A 15,689-nucleotide genomic window follows, 5' to 3' on the forward strand; every position below is an offset into this window, starting at 1 on the left:
ATGGGCAGCTTCTCCACCCTTGCTTTGGCAAGGATCTTCTTGGCCTCCATCATGGTGATTCCCTCTTTGGCTGTGACCAGGTTTTCAGAGGTCATGCATTCCTTGATCTTCTTGGAAAAATCCTCTTCAAATTTCAGGTCGCGGTTGGTGATGATGCCGACTAATCTTTTACCCTCTGTGATCGGAACGCCGGAGATCCGGAATTTTCCCATCAGCTCGTCCGCATCCTTTAATGTATGTTCCGGGGATAAATAAAATGGGTCTGTGATTACTCCGTTCTCTGAACGCTTAACCTTGTCAACCTCTTCGGCCTGCGCTTCGATTGACATGTTTTTGTGAATGATCCCGATACCGCCCTGTCTTGCCATTGCAATGGCCATGCGGTGTTCTGTGACCGTATCCATTCCTGCACTCATAAAAGGAATGTTCAGTTTGACTTTCTTAGTCAGGTACGTGGATACGTCAACCTGATTGGGAATTACTTCTGAATATGCCGGCACCAGCAGCACATCGTCAAATGTAATGCCTTCTCCAATGATCTTACCCATTCTAAGGTTCCCTCTCTTTCTTAAGTTTCGCTGGAATTTATCTGTTCCTTTTAGCTATTTCATAGAGTATATCAGTTTTGTATCTTTTGTGCAACAGGGGATTTATACTATTTTTTTGATTCTTTTATTACCTCTTCTTATATATTTCTCCCAAATTCTCCAGAAAAGCCCTGTTTTCTTCCCCTTTTTTCACACAGATCCGATAATGATCCCCGGAAAGTCCCTGGTAATCGCCGCATCTGCGGATCAGGATCCCACGGGATAAAAGGGACTCATAAAGCTCTCCCCCGTCCCCTCTGTCTGTCCTCTTAAATAAAAGGAAATTGGCCTCCGAGGGAAATACATAAAAGCCCAGCCTTTGCAGGCCTTCCCTTAAATATTCCCGCTCCCGGCTTATGAGCTTCCGGGCTTCCCGGAGGTAGGGCTCCCGCTCTGCTCCAAAGGCCGCGCATCCGGCCTCCTGGGCCGGTATGGACACGTTCCAGGGCTGGCTCTGGCTCTGCATCTTAAGCCGCAGCTCTCCGTCTGCCAGGAATCCGTACCCCAGGCGGAGTCCTGCCATGGCAAAGGATTTTGTAAATGCTTTCAGCAAAAAAACTTTTTTTTCTCCTGCCCGCACCAGATCCAGTACCGAATCCCTCTCATCCTCCTCCGCCAGGTCCAGGAAGCACTCGTCCACCACTGCAAGGATCCCCTGAACGGTGCAGAACTCCAGGATCCGGCGGATCTCCTCTCCCGGCGTCAGCCTTCCGGTCGGATTGGCCGGATTGCACAAAAAGATCATATCCGGCCTGGCGCTCTTTAAAAAATCCAGATACCGGTCTGCCGGAAGAGAAAAATCCTCCTCCTCCTTCAATGGAAAAAACAGGACCTCCGCCCCCACAGATGAAAGAGCCGCTTCATACTCTGTAAACGACGGAGCCGTCAAAACAGCCCGCCTGGGAGATACGGCCCGGACGATCCCGAAGATCAGCTCCGCAGCCCCGTTTCCAAACACAAGGGTTTCCTCCTGCACGCCGTAAAATCCGGCTGCCAGCCTCCGGAGCCTCCTGCACCGGCTGTCCGGATAGCGGGCGCTTTCCTCCACCCCGTCCATGGCCGCCTGTTTGATAAAATCCGGCATTCCCAGTGGATTGATGTTAATGGAAAAATCCATCCGTATTTTTTCGTTCCTGTACACATCCCCGCCATGGGTGTACGCCTTTTCCCACTGGCTTCCCTGTTCCATTTACCGCTCACCGCCCTTCAGTACCTGGGCCAGGCCGCCTGTGACCCGGTATACGTCCCTGGAACAGGCTGCCAGGGTCTGAGCCGCCTCTCCGGCCAGGTCCCTCCACAGCCGCTCCTCCCGGCCCACAGGCACGATCCCGCAGCCGATCTCATCCATGACCGCCACAGCTCCGGGATTCTCCTTTATAAGCCGGTCCAGGAATTCCTGCAGCCGTTCTCTGGCTTCTCCGTCCTCAAGGCCCGCAAACCGGCGCACATAGTCCTGGACGTTCACCACCAGCTTCCGGCTGTACGCAGCCTCAAACGGATCCGCGGCTCCGTCCGCCGTTTCATACTCCAAAACGTCCTCCCGGGCCAGGAGCTGCTCTGCAAAGTCCCTTTTTCCCTGGAATGCGCCGCCTGTGATAAATTTCATATGTAAACTCTCTTCTCCCTTTTTATTCTGACTGCCGTCCGGGGACGGTCTGTTCCTTCCTTTAAGCTGCACCGGGATCCCGCAGACCACCTCCCAGACCTCTCCGGCTATGGAAAACAGCTCCCGGTTCAGTCTTCCCATGAGCCGCTGGTACGCTGCCGTTTCCTCTTCTGTAAGCTTTATATCCCCAAAGACCTCATTGGTCACCACCACCAGATCCCGGGCCGCCTCTGCAAGCAGGCGGAGCCCTCTTAAGATCCGCTCTCCGGCCTGGGCCGCCCGGAGCTCCGCACAGCTTTCCATTCCCACATCCTCCCGGTACATCTCGTTGGCTGCCAGATTGGACATACATTCCACCAACACTACCCCGTCCTCCGGTACAAAAAGCTCTCCCAGGTCCACCGGACGCTCCGCTGTCTCAAATCCCTTTTTTTCCCGCATCTGTCTGTGTTTTTTCACCCGTGCCCGGCATTCGTCGTCCCATACGATCATGGTGGCAGCGTAGATCTTCCTTTTCGCCTCCGACTGTTCCAGAAGGGACTCCGCAAAGGACGATTTCCCGCTGGCCCCGGCTCCGGTCACAACCTTTATCATATTGTCATCTCTCCGATCCCTTAAATAATTCCGGTATAAAACATGCCGCCGCCACGGTCACTCCATCCCGGGCGTATTTTTTCATCAGGAGCCGGGTATCCTCCGATGCCTCCCGGCATGCGGCCACGGCCGCCCGCTCACAGACGCTTCCCACGCCCGTGACCTGTCTCACGAACTCTGACTCCGTAAACGCCCCGGGTACGGCGGCCAGTTCCTCTCCTGTGTACGTAAAAAACGGGACCCCCAGCTTTTCAGCAAGACTGCACAGCCCCGGCTCCCCGCTTTTTAAGTCGATGCTGGCCAGGCCGCAGACGGCTGAGGGATCCAGCCCCTCTCTTTCCATGGCCTCCTCCGCCACAGACCAGATCTGCTCCATGGAGGCCCCCCGTTTACACCCGGTCCCCAGGACCACACACCTGGGCACCAGTCTTAAAGGTCCCGGCTCCTCCGGGCCTTTCCGATCCTTCTTCCATACGGTGATCCGGATGTTTTGCGGGCAGATCCGGTCCTTATAAAGCCCCTCCGGGACCGGTCCGGGAAATGGGAAGTCTGAAAACAGTCCCACTGGCTCCCCGGCCAGGACCGCCGCCGAGATCTCCTTTGCCAGCTTCATCTGGTCCAGGACCAGGCCATGCTCCTTTGCAAACACATCCACCGCAAACCGCCGGTTCACATCCGTGGCCGTCGTGAGCACTGCCTGGGCCGGGATCCCGCTTTTTGCGAGCCCCGCCGCCAGACGCTCCGCCAGCTCATTGGCCCCGCCCAGATGGCCCGACAGCAGGGGGATCACAAACCGTCCCTTCTCATCGGCTGCCAGAACCGCCGGATCCGTTTTTTTATCCCGGATATACGGAGCAATGGCCCTGACAGCAATGCCGCAGGCTCCGATAAAAATAAGGCCGTCCGAGTCTCCAAACCGTTCTCCGGCCCAGGCAGAAAGCCCGCCCTCCTTCACCGGGGAAAAGCTGATCTCATGATCCAAGGAGGCTGCCTGCATGGCGTACCTCCCCGAAACCCAGGGACAGGGACCATGGCCCTCTGCCTCCAGGAGCTTTACCAGCCGCTTTTCCATCTGAAACCCATTTTCTGTAAAGCAGATCAGAGCGATCTTCACCTTGTTTCCTCCATCCTGTGTCGTTCTGCCTCTATTATAGGATCTTTCTTTTCATCTTTCAACGTCTGGTTTTTTCCTTTTTGTCCGGCCATCTCCCGTTTTTTTCTCGTGATCAGGCCTCCGATCCGGCCGCTTTCCTTGGCAGTCAGGCATCTCCACCCTCCGGCCACCACCTTATCCGCCAGACCAAGCTCTGCCGCGATCTCGAACTTCAGCACGTCCTCCGGCTTCAGATTGTTGGGATCCACCGGCTCCTGTTTCTTTTTTCCCATGGCTTCTGGTTCACCTCTTTTCCTTTTTCTTAGAAAAGTATTCCCAGAAACGGGAGCCTTATACAGAATCCTTCCGGACCCGTATGCCTCCCGGAAGGCCGGGCACATATCCTTTTCAGAACGCGGCGCAGGCCATGGAAAAAGCCCTGCCCCGGAAACGCTCTCTGCGGCCGCTGAAAAAAACAGGGACCGGACGGCATGGATCTGCCCCGGTCCCCATATATGTTCCAGCCGTTTTTTAATCCGGACGGCCGGGAATAATGATCGCTGCGATGATATAGGCAATGAGCCCCGGCCCGGTGAAGGTCAGGATCGCCCATAAAAGCCGCACCAGCGTTGGATCCACATTCAGGAATTCACCGATGCCGCCGCAGACTCCGCAGATCATCTTATCTGTATCCGACTTATACAACCGCCTCACATCCATGTTCCTCTCTCCTTTTATCTGGCTCCTGTTTACGGGGCCGCTGTATGCTGTACAGAAATGGTTCCCGATCCAGCCTCCAGATCCATGACCGACAGACTTCCGGCCGCCTCTTTCTTCTGATTTCCTTCCACTGTAAAGCCCGGGAATTCCACCGTCCCGTTTTCACATTCAATGTCATATCCGATCCCGCCTGGATCCATGGTTTCCGGAATCGAAATGGTAATGGAACCGGTCCGGCACTCGGCATCGATCTCCATATACCGTTCAGACTCCATTGCCCAAAGGATGGATCCGCTGCCCATGCACTCCAGATCCGCGCTCCGCCCGTCCTCCTGGGTAAAGACTGCGTTTCCCTCTGTCACAGACAGCTCCGCCTCCAGAACGCGGACGCCGTTTCCCTCCAGAGTCCCTTCCAGGATCTCTGCCTCAAATTCATCCAGCACCCAGGAGCCGGGAATAAAGATCTGGTAATCCTCCCCGTCTCCGGCCCGCAGGGCAAGGACCGAATCCATTCCGTATTCCTGGAAACTGACGGCCTCCAGGCTTCCATTCCCGCTTTTGATGGTCAGGGCACTGATCTCATCCATCCGGAAGATCCCCACGCTCCCGCCCTGCTGCCGGATCTTAAGATCCGTGACCTCTGGATACCCGGCCTCAAAGCCTCCGTCTGTCCCCGGGGACTGCCAGGGCTCTCCTCCGGCAAAGGGCTCCGCGGACGGGCCGGCCTCCGGGTCCTGTCCCTCTGCCCGCGCCGTCTCCCAGCCTTCCGGAGCAGGATACTGGTCCACGCGGACCAGATACCCCTCCGGATCCACTTCCCGCTCCACGATCCCGTCCAGCTCATCCAGATGATGAAGTCTTTTTCTTATGTGCCCGTTCAGATCCCCCATATCCGCCCCCAGCAGAAGAGACGCGGTGGTGATCCCGGCTCCGGCCAGGATCAGGGCTCCCCCGGCAATGATCCCATATTTAATGAATTTTTTCATACCCTTCTGATCTCCTTCCATTTACGTGAAATCCATGCTCCCGCCTTTTTCATGCTTCTCCATAAAAATGGGAGGAACATGGCCAGAATGGCGTATAAGAGCACCGCTCCCAGAAGTCCCACACCGATCCCGGCAATGGCGATCCCGAACATCAGTCCGCTGTCCAGAGGCGACGCCACCAGAAAAACGATCCCGGCCACCAGCAGGCATACGCCGGTGATAAACGCCGCAGCTGTCAGGCAGAGCACCACAGCAATGATCCCAAAGATCAGAGAAGAGATTCCCGTTATGGCCCCCAGCCCGGCGCCCCCGATCCCAAGGATCACAGGAAAAGCGGCGATGATCAGAACGATCCATAAAACCAGCTTCAGCCCCTTACTGGTCCATGGCTTCTTTTCTTCGCGGACTGTTTCATAGGACGGATCCTGGTATCCGCTGTCCCTCTGGGACGGCCCCGTCTGCCAGCCGTCCTTCTCATACCCGCGTCCGCTGCCGGCGCCGGCTGTATTTTCCCTCTCCTCCGGCAGATCCAGCCGTTTTGCCACCTGGTAGCCGGGATCCCGGAACCGTTCATCCTCATAGCCCCGGTCTGTAAAGGAGCCGCCGTCGTTTAAATTGCCTGCCAGGTCGGCCCGGATAATGGCCGCCACCCGTTCAGGGCTCCCGAAATCCTCGATGGCCGCCTCCTCATTGCCGCTCCCGGCCTCAGCCAGGTAATCCCTGTAATAATCCAGGGCATCCTCCCGGTCCTGGTCCGGGATGTCCTGGAGCAGATATTCCAGCTTATCAAAAAACTCTTCCTTCCTCATACATTTGCCTCCTCAAAGATCCGGGAAATATGTCCGGAATATACGGTCCATTCGCTCTTATACAGCTTTAACTGGGCCCGGCCCGTTTCTGTCAGCTTATAATATCTCCGGTTTCTTCCATCAAACGCCATATCATACGTTTCCAGGCAGTTTTCCTTCTGGAGTCTCCGCAGCACCGGATACAGTGTGGACTCCGATATATCGATGGCCTTTCTCACGTCCTGGGTGATCTTATAGCCGTAGGTCCCCTCCGCCTCTCTGGAGACCACTGCCAGCACGATCCCGTCCAGCAGAGCGGCTCCTGTGTTGAATACCATAGTCTTCCCTCCTAAAATATGCAGCTGCGTTCCAGAGCCGCGGCTTTGATCCATTCCGGCTCTCTTGTAATTCTACCGCCCGCAATATTATACGCTGTATATTATTGTAACAGTATTATATACCATATAATATTGTATGTCAACAAAATCTTTTTTCCGTGCCAAGCGCCTGCCCCCTGTTGTCCCCAGCGGAACATTTCCTCCCTTATGGGCCGCACATTTCTATGACAGAAAAAAGACGCCCCCTCCCAGGAGCGCCTTCTCTTTCTTCTATTTCTTTAAGGACAGAGCACCATTGGCATCAGGCACGAACTCCGCAGCCTCCGTCAGCATCCGGCCGTCGTCCTTTAAAAAATACGTCTTTCCGTCCACAGTTACAAATCCAGTGGCCATCCGGCCGCTTTCCGGGTCCAGGTAGTACCAGTCTGTTCCCTCACACAGCCATCCGGTCTTCTTCTGGCCCTGTTCATAATAGTACCAGCTCCCGGCTTCTTCCTTCCAGCCATGGAAGCCCAGTCCATCCGCATTTTCCTTTCCTGCGTCCTGGCCCTCTCCCTGGAAGATCACGATCTTCTCTGCTGCGGAGCCGTCCGTTCCATCGGTCCATAGCAGGATCGGAGTCCCCTTCTTGAGGTCTGTTGCAAATACCATGTTTCTGGTCAGATAGGGGAGCAGGACCGTGGAATCCGAAACCGTGTATTTCATCCCGCCGGCAGTTTCCAGGATATATGCAGCCTCTGTTCCATCTGCCTTATCCGGCTCCTGGGTCAGGGATTCCACCACTGCATAAACAGGAAAGCCGGAGTCTGCCGGAGCATCCGCCAGAACCAGAAGCCCGTTGGTGATGGGCGGCAGGCTTAAGGTCATGGCCGGTCCCGTATAGACCCGGACCGCCTCGCCATCGTCTAAGTTTTCCACAGAGACCGGGAACCCGTTGACGGCATCCAGGATCTTCGTGTCCTCAGAAAGGTTCACTACCACCTCCGTCATCCCGCCTTCCACACGGCGGTTGAGATGCAGTCTCCCATCCTCTGCGGAGATCACACTTCCGTCCATGCACACCATCCCGTCCAGCCGGCTTCCATTTTCCCCGGCTCCGCTGGTATCTGCCATTCCTGTGATCCCCATGGAAGCTGTAAACATTGCTGCGGCTGCAAGCACCGCCGCTCCATGTAATCGTTTCATATTCTCGTCCTCCATTCATTTCTGATCTGATACAGATATCTTACCATAGAGCATAAAAAAAATCCCACCGATTTTTCTTACGAATCCATTACGTGTTTTTATAGGGCCCTGGAAACTGTCCTTTTCTCCCATGACATGGCGTTATTCACCAGCCGGATCCCCTTCCAGTATAAGTGCGCCTCCATCCAGGGAAAGACCGTGATCCATCCGGAATTTACCACCTGCGGACTCTCCAGCTCATCACCACCTGCGAAGCCCATGAATCCTCCGTCTTCCTATTCCCCCCTCCCGTATCATAAAAAATAATGGGCATAAATGTATGTTTTTTCCCACAGTGCCCAAAAATCATAGGAAAACCCCGGGACTTCTCTGGATTTTCCTATGGATTGGGCATATATCTCCTTTTTCTCTGTGTATGCCCAAAAAGCACTGGAATTTTGGGCATAGCAGGAAAAAACTCCCTTCTATGCCCAAGCAACGAAGCCTGAGAGCCTAAGACAAGGGATCGGGCCGAGGCAAAGGAGAACCTGCCAAAAGAGCTTCACCAAAAGCCAAAAGGACGCGTGAAAAACTTATGTTCTTCACACGCCCTCTTCTATTCTGCACCGGATATTTGGCCGGTTTTTATTCCTCTGCTGCCTCTTCAGCCGGAGCCTCTATCTCCAGAGCCTTCATGCTGAGGCTGATCTTTCTGTCTGCCTCGTTGAAGTCAACGATCTTAGCTGTGATCTCCTGACCGATGGAAAGTACGTCAGACGGTTTTGCAACGTGCTCTCTGGAGATCTGGGATACGTGAAGGAGTGCGTCCACGCCTGCCTCCAGTTCAACGAATGCGCCGAAGTCTGTCATACGTGCCACACGGCCTGTTACCACGTTGCCTGCTGCATATTTCTCAGCAGCGTTTGCCCACGGATTTGTCTCCGGGAACTTCATGGACAGGGCGATCTTCTCACCGTTGATATCCTTGATCAGAGCTGTTACCTTCTCGCCTACCTTGAATACCTTCTTGGGGCTCTCAACTCTTCCCCAGGACATTTCGGAGATATGGAGTAAGCCGTCAGCACCGCCTAAGTCGATGAATGCGCCGAAGTCTGTCACGTTCTTAACGGTTCCTTCTACCTTCTGGCCAACAGCGATGCGCTCGAACAGAGCCTTCTGCATCTCAGCCTTCCTGGCAACGATGAGCTGCTTGCGGTCGCCGATGACTCTTCTTCTCTTGGGATTGAACTCAGTGATCACGAACTCGATCTCCTGGTCTGCGTACTTGGAAAGATCCTTTTCGTATACGTCAGATACAAGGCTTGCAGGAATAAAGATCCTTGCCTCGTCCACGATCACGCTTAAGCCGCCGTCCAGAACCTGGGATACCTTTGCAGTAAGAACCTCATGGTTCTCAAAGGCCTCTTCCAGTCTCTTATTTCCTCTGTCGGCTGCCAGTCTCTTATAGGAAAGTGCAACCTGGCCCTCGCCGTCGTTTACTTTAACGACCTTGGCCTCCATCTCGTCGCCTACCTGTACAAGATTTCTTAAGTCCACGTTGGGCTCGTTGGTGTATTCACTGCGGGTAATGATGCCGTCGGATTTGTAACCGATGTTCAAAACGATCTCATCTTCTTTAACGTCGATGACTTTACCAGTGACAACCTCTCCTGTACGTATTGTTTTTAATGATTCTTCTAACATTTGTTCAAAACTTAACTCTGACATTAGTATGAACCTCCTCGATAATATTATTCGGGGTTGAAGCCCCTGCTGTAATACCTACGTTGCACGCAGAACTTATACATTCAGGATTTAAGTCGTCCAGGGTCTGGATGTAATACGTTTTGTTACATTCTCGCCGGCAGATCTCATACAGCTTCTGGGTATTGGAACTGTTTTTCCCTCCGATCACCAGCATCACGTCCACCTGAGAAGCGATCTCTTTCGCCTCTACCTGCCTTTCCTGTGTCGCATTGCAAATCGTATTTAAAACAAATATATCATAACGCGTTTTAGGAATTTTTTCAACTATATCTTGAAATTTCTTGTAATTAAATGTCGTCTGGGCCACCAGGCACAGGCGGCTGCCCTCCGGAAGCCCCAGTTTTTCAAAATCCTCCGCGTTTTCAATGACCTTCGTGTCCTGATTCCCCCAGCCCTTGATCCCAATGACCTCGGGGTGGGATTCGTCTCCCACGATGATCACCCGGCGTCCCTCTGCGCACTCACCGGCCACCACCCGGTGGATCTTCTTTACATAGGGACAGGTGGCGTCCACGATCTCCACTCCGTTCTTTTCCAAAATGTCGTAGATGTGTTTTCCTACGCCATGGGAACGGATGACCACCACACAGTCCCGGACGCGATCCAGCTCCTCTTCTGAGCCGATGACCTCCACTCCCTTTTTCTTAAGATCCTTGACCACTTCCTCGTTGTGGATGATGGGACCGTATGTATAGATGGGTTTATCGGTCTTCTGGATCTGTTCGTAGACCTTCTCCACAGCCCTTTTTACGCCAAAGCAGAACCCGGCGGTCTTTGCAACGGTCACATTCATGGCCTTCCCCCCGCCTGGCCGTCGATTTTCTGGTCGATCAGCCTTCCGATGGCGTCCACCACCTGGTCCAGGGTCATATCGGAGGAATCCAGATAAACAGCGTCCTCCGCCTGCACCAGAGGAGAATGTTCCCGGTGCATATCCCGGTGATCCCGGTCCAGGATGTCCTGCTCGATCTCCTTAAGATCACAGGCGATCCCCTTTTCTGTCAGCTCCCTGTACCGCCTTCTGGCCCGCACCAGGGAACTGGCTGTCAGATAGACCTTTACATCGGCCTCCGGCAGCACGCAGGTGCCGATGTCCCGGCCGTCCATGACCACATCCGACTTCCGGGCCATTTCTTTCTGGAGCTCCACCAGCTTTTCCCGGACAAAAAGATACCCTGAGGTGGCTGACGCCATGTTCCCCACCTCTTCTGTACGGATCAGGCCGGATACGTTCTCTCCGTTTAAAAACACCTGCTGGGCGCCGTTTTCATAGGCGATGGAAATGGAAACCTCCATGCAGGCTTTATTCACCGCCGCTTCATCGTTTTTATCAACGCCCTTTCTCAGAAAGTAAAGGGCCATGGTCCGGTACATGGCTCCGGTATCCACATAGATAAAATTTCTCTTTGCTGCCACTGCCTTCGCCACAGTGCTCTTTCCAGCTCCGGCAGGACCGTCGATGGCTACGTTAAAAGACATGTCTTCCTCCTTATCCCGCTCTTAAGCAGTTTCCGCCATTTTGCAGGAATTTATTCATTGATCATCCGGATCTGCCGGTCCCGGACGTGCGCTCCGGCGCTTCTTCCCGCCAGCATCCCCGTGGACCAGGCGATCTGCAGGTTAAAGCCTCCGGTAACGCCGTCCAGATCCAGCACTTCTCCGGCAAAATAAAGGCCCTGGGCCTTTTTAGACTCCATGGTGGCGGGATTGATCTCCTTTACGTCCACGCCTCCCTGGGTGATGATGGCCTCGTTGTACCCTCTGAGTCCTGTGAGGGTCACATGGAAGGATTTGGCGGCCTCCACCAGCCGCTCACGCTCCTTCGCCGTCACCTCATTGACCTTCTTCTCCGGATCGATGCCGCTCCTGGCCACCATCACCGGGATAAGCTTTGCCGGAAACAGCCGGTTTAAGGAATTTTTAAACCGCTTGTTCTTCGCCTCATCAAAATCCCGCAGGATCCGGGCATCCAGCTGCTCCGGCGTCAGCGCCGGCTTTAAGTCGATGACCAGATCCAGAGGCCGCTTTTTAATGATCTTTGCAGCAAAGCTGCTGGCGCTCAGGATCACAGGACCGCTGACGCCAAAATGGGTAAACAGCATTTCCCCAAATTCCTTCCAGATGACCTTCTTCCCGTCATACACCGTCACCTCCACATTTTTCAGCGACAGTCCCTGGAGCTTTTTTACGTCCTCTTCCGCGCAGGTGAAGGGCACCAGGGCCGGGGAAAGCTCCGTCACCGTATGGCTCGCGGCTTCTGCAAACCGGTAGCCGTCCCCGGTGGAACCGGTGGCCGGGTAGGACAGGCCTCCTGTGGCCACGATCACAGCTCCGGCTTCGACCATTTTCCGGCCTTTTTCCAGGACCACGCCCAGACATCGGCCATCCTGGCAGACCACCTCTTTCACAGCCTCATTATAGCGGACGGACACTCCCAGCCGCTTCATCCGCCGTTCCAGGGCCGCGATCACATCCGATGATTTATCTGATACCGGGAATACCCGGTTGCCTCTCTCTATTTTTAAGGGACAGCCGCACTCGCCCATAAGTCCCATGACGTCAAAATTGGAAAAGCCGTAAATGGCGCTGTATAAAAATTTTCCATTGGACACCATATGGGAAAACAGGTCCTCTGTATCGCAGCTGTTGGTTACATTGCAGCGTCCCTTTCCTGTGATATATATCTTTTTTCCAAGCTTTTCATTTTTTTCATATACCACCACCTGGCATCCTGCCTGGGCGGCTCCTATGGCGGCCGCCATACCGGCTGCGCCGCCGCCTGCTATCACTACTTTATTCATGTTTTTTCTTTGCTTTTTCCACTTCTTTTATTTTCTTCTCCAGCGCGTCCGCCACGGTCTCCATCACCTTGATGCGGGCGTAATACTTGGAGTTTCCTTCCACCACGATCCAGGGAGCGTCCTCTGTGGATGTCTTTTCCAGCATCTCGTTGACCACTTCCTCATACTGGTCCCACTTTTCCCGGTTTCTCCAGTCCTCGTCTGTGATCTTCCACTGTTTTTCAGGATTCTTCATCCGGTCGTTGAACCGCCGTTCCTGCTCATCCTTATCGATATGGAGCCAGAACTTCAGCACCACAGCCCCAGAATGCACCAGATGGGTTTCCATATCGTTGATCTCCTGATACGCCCTGTGCCATTCTTCCTCCGTGCAGAAGCCCTCGATCCGCTCCACCATGACCCTGCCGTACCAGGTCCGGTCAAAAACAGCGATATGACCGTCCTTGGGGAAACGGGTCCAGAACCGCCATAGATAATGATGGGCTTTTTCTGTGCTGCTGGGGGAGGCGGTGGGACATACCTGGTATCCTCTGGGATCCAGATGACTGGTAAGACGCCTGATGACTCCGCCCTTTCCAGCCGCATCCCATCCCTCAAAGCCTAAGACCACAGGGATCCTGTACCGGTACAGGTCTCCATGGAGCCGCTCCAGCCTTTTCTGTAACTGATCCAGCTTTTTTCTGTACTCCTCCCGGTCCATGGTCTTTTCCAGGTCCACATGGGAGAGGATCCCTTTTTTATATTTATCCGGCGGCAGCGGAGGCTCGAACCGGGGAGTTTCCCGGCCGGCGGCTTTTTTCTCCAGGGCCGCCTCCATGGCCGACGATACTACTTCCATAATTGCAAGAGCCGCTTTTTCCTTATGGGCGGCATCGATGACCGTCCACGGAGCCCAGGGCACGTTGGTGGCATCGATCATCTCTTTTGTGATCCGGGCGTATTTTTTATAGCGGCGGTTTCTCTCCCAGTCGGCTTCTGTGACCCTCCACGCCGTATCTGCTGATGCTTCCAGCTTTTTAAACCGTTTTCTCTGTTCTTTCTCTGAAATTTCAAGAAACAGCCTAACAAGCACTGTCCCGTCGTCTGTCAGCTGTTTTTCAAAAGCCCGGATATCCGAAAGGCTTTCTTCTGTCTCTCTTTTTCCCAGATCCCTGTCAAACCGGTCCGCAAAGATCCGCCGGTTCCAGCTGGTGTCAAAAATGGCGATCCGGCCCCTTTCCGGGCAGCGGATGGCAAACCGCCATAAAAACGGGTGCATGGCCTCCTCTTCCCCGTCCCGGTCTCCCGTGTACACGTCAAAGCCCCTGGGATCCAGCGCCTGGATCAGGCGGCTGATCTGGAGGCCCTTTCCCGCAGCATCGAAGCCGTCAAAGGTGATGATGACCGGGATCTTCTCATCCTTAAGCCGTCTCTGGAGAACGCCCAGGCGGGCCGCAGCCGCAGCCAGACGGGCTTTATCTCCTTCTTTCCGGCTCTTCTTTTTCTCTTCCTGCATAAAAGGACCTCCATTTCCATATTTATTTTCCTGCGTTTCCCGGATCCGGCCGGCTTTATCCGCCGGCCGGCACGTTCAGTCCGCCTATACGAATGCCTGGGCTACTTTTGGCATCATCTCACTGATCTTAATATGCTGCGGACATTCCTTTTCACAGTGATGGCAGGCCCGGCAGGCGTCGGCCTTAACGGACAGAGCCTCATATGCCTCCTTAGCCGGGGTCATGCCGTGGCTGGCAGTCATATTATATGCAGCAAACAGCTCCGGAATATTCAGGCCAAAGGGACATGGCATGCAGTAAGCGCATTTGGTGCAGTTCACAAGAGCCATTTCGTCAAAGATCTTTTTGGCCTTTTCATAAACGGCCTTTTCTTCCTCTGTCACCATGCCCACATGGCTGCGGCTGGCGTATTCCAGGTTGGCCTCCACCTGCTCCGGCTCGGTCATGCCGCTTAAGAGAAGGCTTACCTCCGGCTTATCCCATAAGAAGTCCAGAGCGTATTCCACATGGGATTTTCCTTCCGGGAAGGCCTCGGCCACATGGGGTGCCAGGTTGGCCAGCTTTCCGCCTAACAGCGGCTCCATGATCACAACGCCCAGTCCCTTGGAGGCTGCGTATTTTAAGCCTTCGGTCCCTGCCTGGTGGGTCAGGTTGATGTAGTTATACTGGATCTGGCAGAAATCCCAGCCGTCATAGGAATCGATGATCTCCTTGAACAGGTCCAGGGAATCATGGAAGGAAAAGCCTATGTAGCGGATCTTTCCAGCGGCCTTGGCCTCCTCCAGCTTCTTTGTCAGATTGAGCTTTTTCACCTTTTCCTCATAGCGTTCTCTGCTTAAGGCATGGAGCAGGTAAAAATCAATGTGGTCCGTATCCAGCTTCTTTAACTGTTCATCCAGATATTTGTCAAAGTCATCCTCTGTCTCCAGGAGCCATACAGGCATTTTATCTGCCAGGTACACCTTTTCACGGTAGCCGTCCTTTAAGGCCTTTCCAACTACCAGCTCGCTGGTACCCTGGTGATACGGATACGCGGTGTCCACATAGTTGACGCCGTTATCGATGGCATGACGCACCATGGCGATGGCTTTTTCCTCGTTGATGGTCTTGTCTTCGTTGACCGGGAAACGCATGCATCCAAAGCCCAGAGCCGAAACCTCAACACCAGTATTACCAAATTTTCTGTACTGCATATACAATTCCTCCATTTATTTATTGGGAACCTCCCTTTGTCATCGCTTCATGTTCCCTGGCGATCTCTTCATACAGCTTTTCCCCATCCCAGAACTGGTTCACAGGGGTCAGCACTGCTTTATAGTCGATACGGCCCACTCCGGACCGGTACAGGGCGTGGATCACCGCATCCACCTGCGCGGACGCCAGGCCTGCCATGACCATCATCTCGCAGTCAAATTCTGTGCCCGGGCGGTCATTTTCCGCCGGAGGCACCTCCTTCACTCCGGCCAGGTATCCCACCGGCTGGAAATATTCCTCCGGTCCCACGGTCCTCATCCGCAGCCCCAGGGGGAGCAGCGCCCGCTTTACCTTTTTTAAACGTTCCTGATCCTTAAATCCGTACAGCAACACTGTTTCTTTCATACGATCTCCTGTCTGTTTTTCCATGTCCATTTCTGAAGCTGTTATTCTTTTATTATATCAATTTTACTGTTTTAATGCAAGACTGGCGTTTTGTTTCGTTTGTGTCAAGTAATCGTTGGCAACTTACCCACTTCATTTTTTCCTTATGAT

The 15,689-nt window shown here is 54.0% G+C and carries 16 protein-coding genes and 1 pseudogene; all 17 read right to left on the reverse strand.

What is annotated here, in order from left to right; translation table 11 throughout:
- The coding region (locus WIH05_RS04210) for an IMP dehydrogenase (RefSeq protein WP_337425031.1) at positions 1–548 on the reverse strand (548 nt) is incomplete at its 3' end.
- A 127-nt stretch (positions 549–675) separates the two neighbouring features.
- On the reverse strand, positions 676–1,776 hold the full coding sequence (locus WIH05_RS04215) for a histidinol-phosphate transaminase (protein WP_022273779.1): 1,101 nt from the start codon (positions 1,774–1,776) through the stop codon (positions 676–678).
- The gene (locus tag WIH05_RS04220; RefSeq protein ID WP_022273778.1) at positions 1,777–2,787 is read right to left on the reverse strand and encodes a bifunctional adenosylcobinamide kinase/adenosylcobinamide-phosphate guanylyltransferase; all 1,011 of its coding nucleotides are present in this window, start codon (positions 2,785–2,787) and stop codon (positions 1,777–1,779) included. It lies immediately after the preceding gene.
- Between the two features lie 4 nt (positions 2,788–2,791).
- Entirely contained in the window at positions 2,792–3,901 is a 1,110-nt protein-coding gene (locus WIH05_RS04225) for a cobalt-precorrin 5A hydrolase (RefSeq protein WP_337425032.1), read from the reverse strand.
- 89 nt (positions 3,902–3,990) lie between these two features.
- Positions 3,991–4,173 (reverse strand): annotated as a pseudogene (locus WIH05_RS04230) (small, acid-soluble spore protein, alpha/beta type); the annotation flags it as partial.
- A 238-nt stretch (positions 4,174–4,411) separates the two neighbouring features.
- Entirely contained in the window at positions 4,412–4,600 is a 189-nt protein-coding gene (locus WIH05_RS04235; protein ID WP_022273776.1) for a PspC domain-containing protein, read from the reverse strand.
- 29 nt (positions 4,601–4,629) lie between these two features.
- Entirely contained in the window at positions 4,630–5,586 is a 957-nt protein-coding gene (locus WIH05_RS04240; protein WP_337425033.1) for a DUF4097 family beta strand repeat-containing protein, read from the reverse strand.
- On the reverse strand, positions 5,583–6,395 hold the full coding sequence (locus tag WIH05_RS04245; RefSeq protein ID WP_215653837.1) for a hypothetical protein: 813 nt from the start codon (positions 6,393–6,395) through the stop codon (positions 5,583–5,585). The genes WIH05_RS04240 and WIH05_RS04245 overlap by 4 nt, the downstream gene beginning before the upstream one ends.
- The gene (locus WIH05_RS04250) at positions 6,392–6,712 is read right to left on the reverse strand and encodes a PadR family transcriptional regulator (protein WP_022273773.1); all 321 of its coding nucleotides are present in this window, start codon (positions 6,710–6,712) and stop codon (positions 6,392–6,394) included. The genes WIH05_RS04245 and WIH05_RS04250 overlap by 4 nt, the downstream gene beginning before the upstream one ends.
- A gap of 270 nt (positions 6,713–6,982) precedes the next feature.
- Complete coding sequence (locus tag WIH05_RS04255) at positions 6,983–7,897, reverse strand: hypothetical protein (RefSeq protein ID WP_022273772.1); 915 nt, start codon at positions 7,895–7,897, stop codon at positions 6,983–6,985.
- 624 nt (positions 7,898–8,521) lie between these two features.
- On the reverse strand, positions 8,522–9,604 hold the full coding sequence (gene rpsA, locus WIH05_RS04260; RefSeq protein WP_215653839.1) for a 30S ribosomal protein S1: 1,083 nt from the start codon (positions 9,602–9,604) through the stop codon (positions 8,522–8,524).
- Entirely contained in the window at positions 9,585–10,436 is an 852-nt protein-coding gene (gene ispH / locus WIH05_RS04265; RefSeq protein ID WP_215653840.1) for a 4-hydroxy-3-methylbut-2-enyl diphosphate reductase, read from the reverse strand. Before ispH ends, rpsA begins: the two co-directional genes overlap by 20 nt.
- Positions 10,433–11,122, reverse strand: coding sequence for a (d)CMP kinase (cmk, locus tag WIH05_RS04270; RefSeq protein WP_215653841.1), 690 nt, complete (start codon positions 11,120–11,122; stop codon positions 10,433–10,435). The genes ispH and cmk overlap by 4 nt, the downstream gene beginning before the upstream one ends.
- A gap of 50 nt (positions 11,123–11,172) precedes the next feature.
- Positions 11,173–12,444 (reverse strand): NAD(P)/FAD-dependent oxidoreductase, encoded by a 1,272-nt coding sequence (locus WIH05_RS04275; protein WP_215653842.1) that lies wholly within the window; start codon positions 12,442–12,444, stop codon positions 11,173–11,175.
- The gene (pap, locus tag WIH05_RS04280; RefSeq protein WP_215653843.1) at positions 12,437–13,939 is read right to left on the reverse strand and encodes a polyphosphate:AMP phosphotransferase; all 1,503 of its coding nucleotides are present in this window, start codon (positions 13,937–13,939) and stop codon (positions 12,437–12,439) included. The genes WIH05_RS04275 and pap overlap by 8 nt, the downstream gene beginning before the upstream one ends.
- An 84-nt stretch (positions 13,940–14,023) precedes the next feature.
- A complete protein-coding gene (locus WIH05_RS04285; RefSeq protein ID WP_022272564.1) occupies positions 14,024–15,133 on the reverse strand; it encodes an aldo/keto reductase in 1,110 nt (369 codons plus the stop codon).
- Positions 15,134–15,152: 19 nt separating this feature from the next.
- Positions 15,153–15,539, reverse strand: coding sequence for a DUF3783 domain-containing protein (locus tag WIH05_RS04290; RefSeq protein ID WP_022272563.1), 387 nt, complete (start codon positions 15,537–15,539; stop codon positions 15,153–15,155).
- Positions 15,540–15,689 lie beyond the last annotated feature (150 nt).

Source organism: Alitiscatomonas sp. (assembly GCF_037242085.1).
Lineage (GTDB): Bacteria > Bacillota > Clostridia > Lachnospirales > Lachnospiraceae > Alitiscatomonas > Alitiscatomonas aceti.

Bases quoted from the DNA above. Each gene is read 5' to 3' on its own strand.
- WIH05_RS04255 (WP_022273772.1), bottom strand. From the start codon at position 7,897: ATGAAACGATTACATGGAGCGGCGGTGCTTGCAGCCGCAGCAATGTTT.
- cmk (WP_215653841.1), bottom strand. From the start codon at position 11,122: ATGTCTTTTAACGTAGCCATCGACGGTCCTGCCGGAGCTGGAAAGAGC.
- ispH (WP_215653840.1), bottom strand. From the start codon at position 10,436: ATGAATGTGACCGTTGCAAAGACCGCCGGGTTCTGCTTTGGCGTAAAA.
- rpsA (WP_215653839.1), bottom strand. From the start codon at position 9,604: ATGTCAGAGTTAAGTTTTGAACAAATGTTAGAAGAATCATTAAAAACA.
- WIH05_RS04285 (WP_022272564.1), bottom strand. From the start codon at position 15,133: ATGCAGTACAGAAAATTTGGTAATACTGGTGTTGAGGTTTCGGCTCTG.
- WIH05_RS04245 (WP_215653837.1), bottom strand. From the start codon at position 6,395: ATGAGGAAGGAAGAGTTTTTTGATAAGCTGGAATATCTGCTCCAGGAC.
- WIH05_RS04240 (WP_337425033.1), bottom strand. From the start codon at position 5,586: ATGAAAAAATTCATTAAATATGGGATCATTGCCGGGGGAGCCCTGATC.
- pap (WP_215653843.1), bottom strand. From the start codon at position 13,939: ATGCAGGAAGAGAAAAAGAAGAGCCGGAAAGAAGGAGATAAAGCCCGT.
- WIH05_RS04235 (WP_022273776.1), bottom strand. From the start codon at position 4,600: ATGGATGTGAGGCGGTTGTATAAGTCGGATACAGATAAGATGATCTGC.
- WIH05_RS04220 (WP_022273778.1), bottom strand. From the start codon at position 2,787: ATGATAAAGGTTGTGACCGGAGCCGGGGCCAGCGGGAAATCGTCCTTT.
- WIH05_RS04215 (WP_022273779.1), bottom strand. From the start codon at position 1,776: ATGGAACAGGGAAGCCAGTGGGAAAAGGCGTACACCCATGGCGGGGAT.
- WIH05_RS04290 (WP_022272563.1), bottom strand. From the start codon at position 15,539: ATGAAAGAAACAGTGTTGCTGTACGGATTTAAGGATCAGGAACGTTTA.
- WIH05_RS04250 (WP_022273773.1), bottom strand. From the start codon at position 6,712: ATGGTATTCAACACAGGAGCCGCTCTGCTGGACGGGATCGTGCTGGCA.
- WIH05_RS04275 (WP_215653842.1), bottom strand. From the start codon at position 12,444: ATGAATAAAGTAGTGATAGCAGGCGGCGGCGCAGCCGGTATGGCGGCC.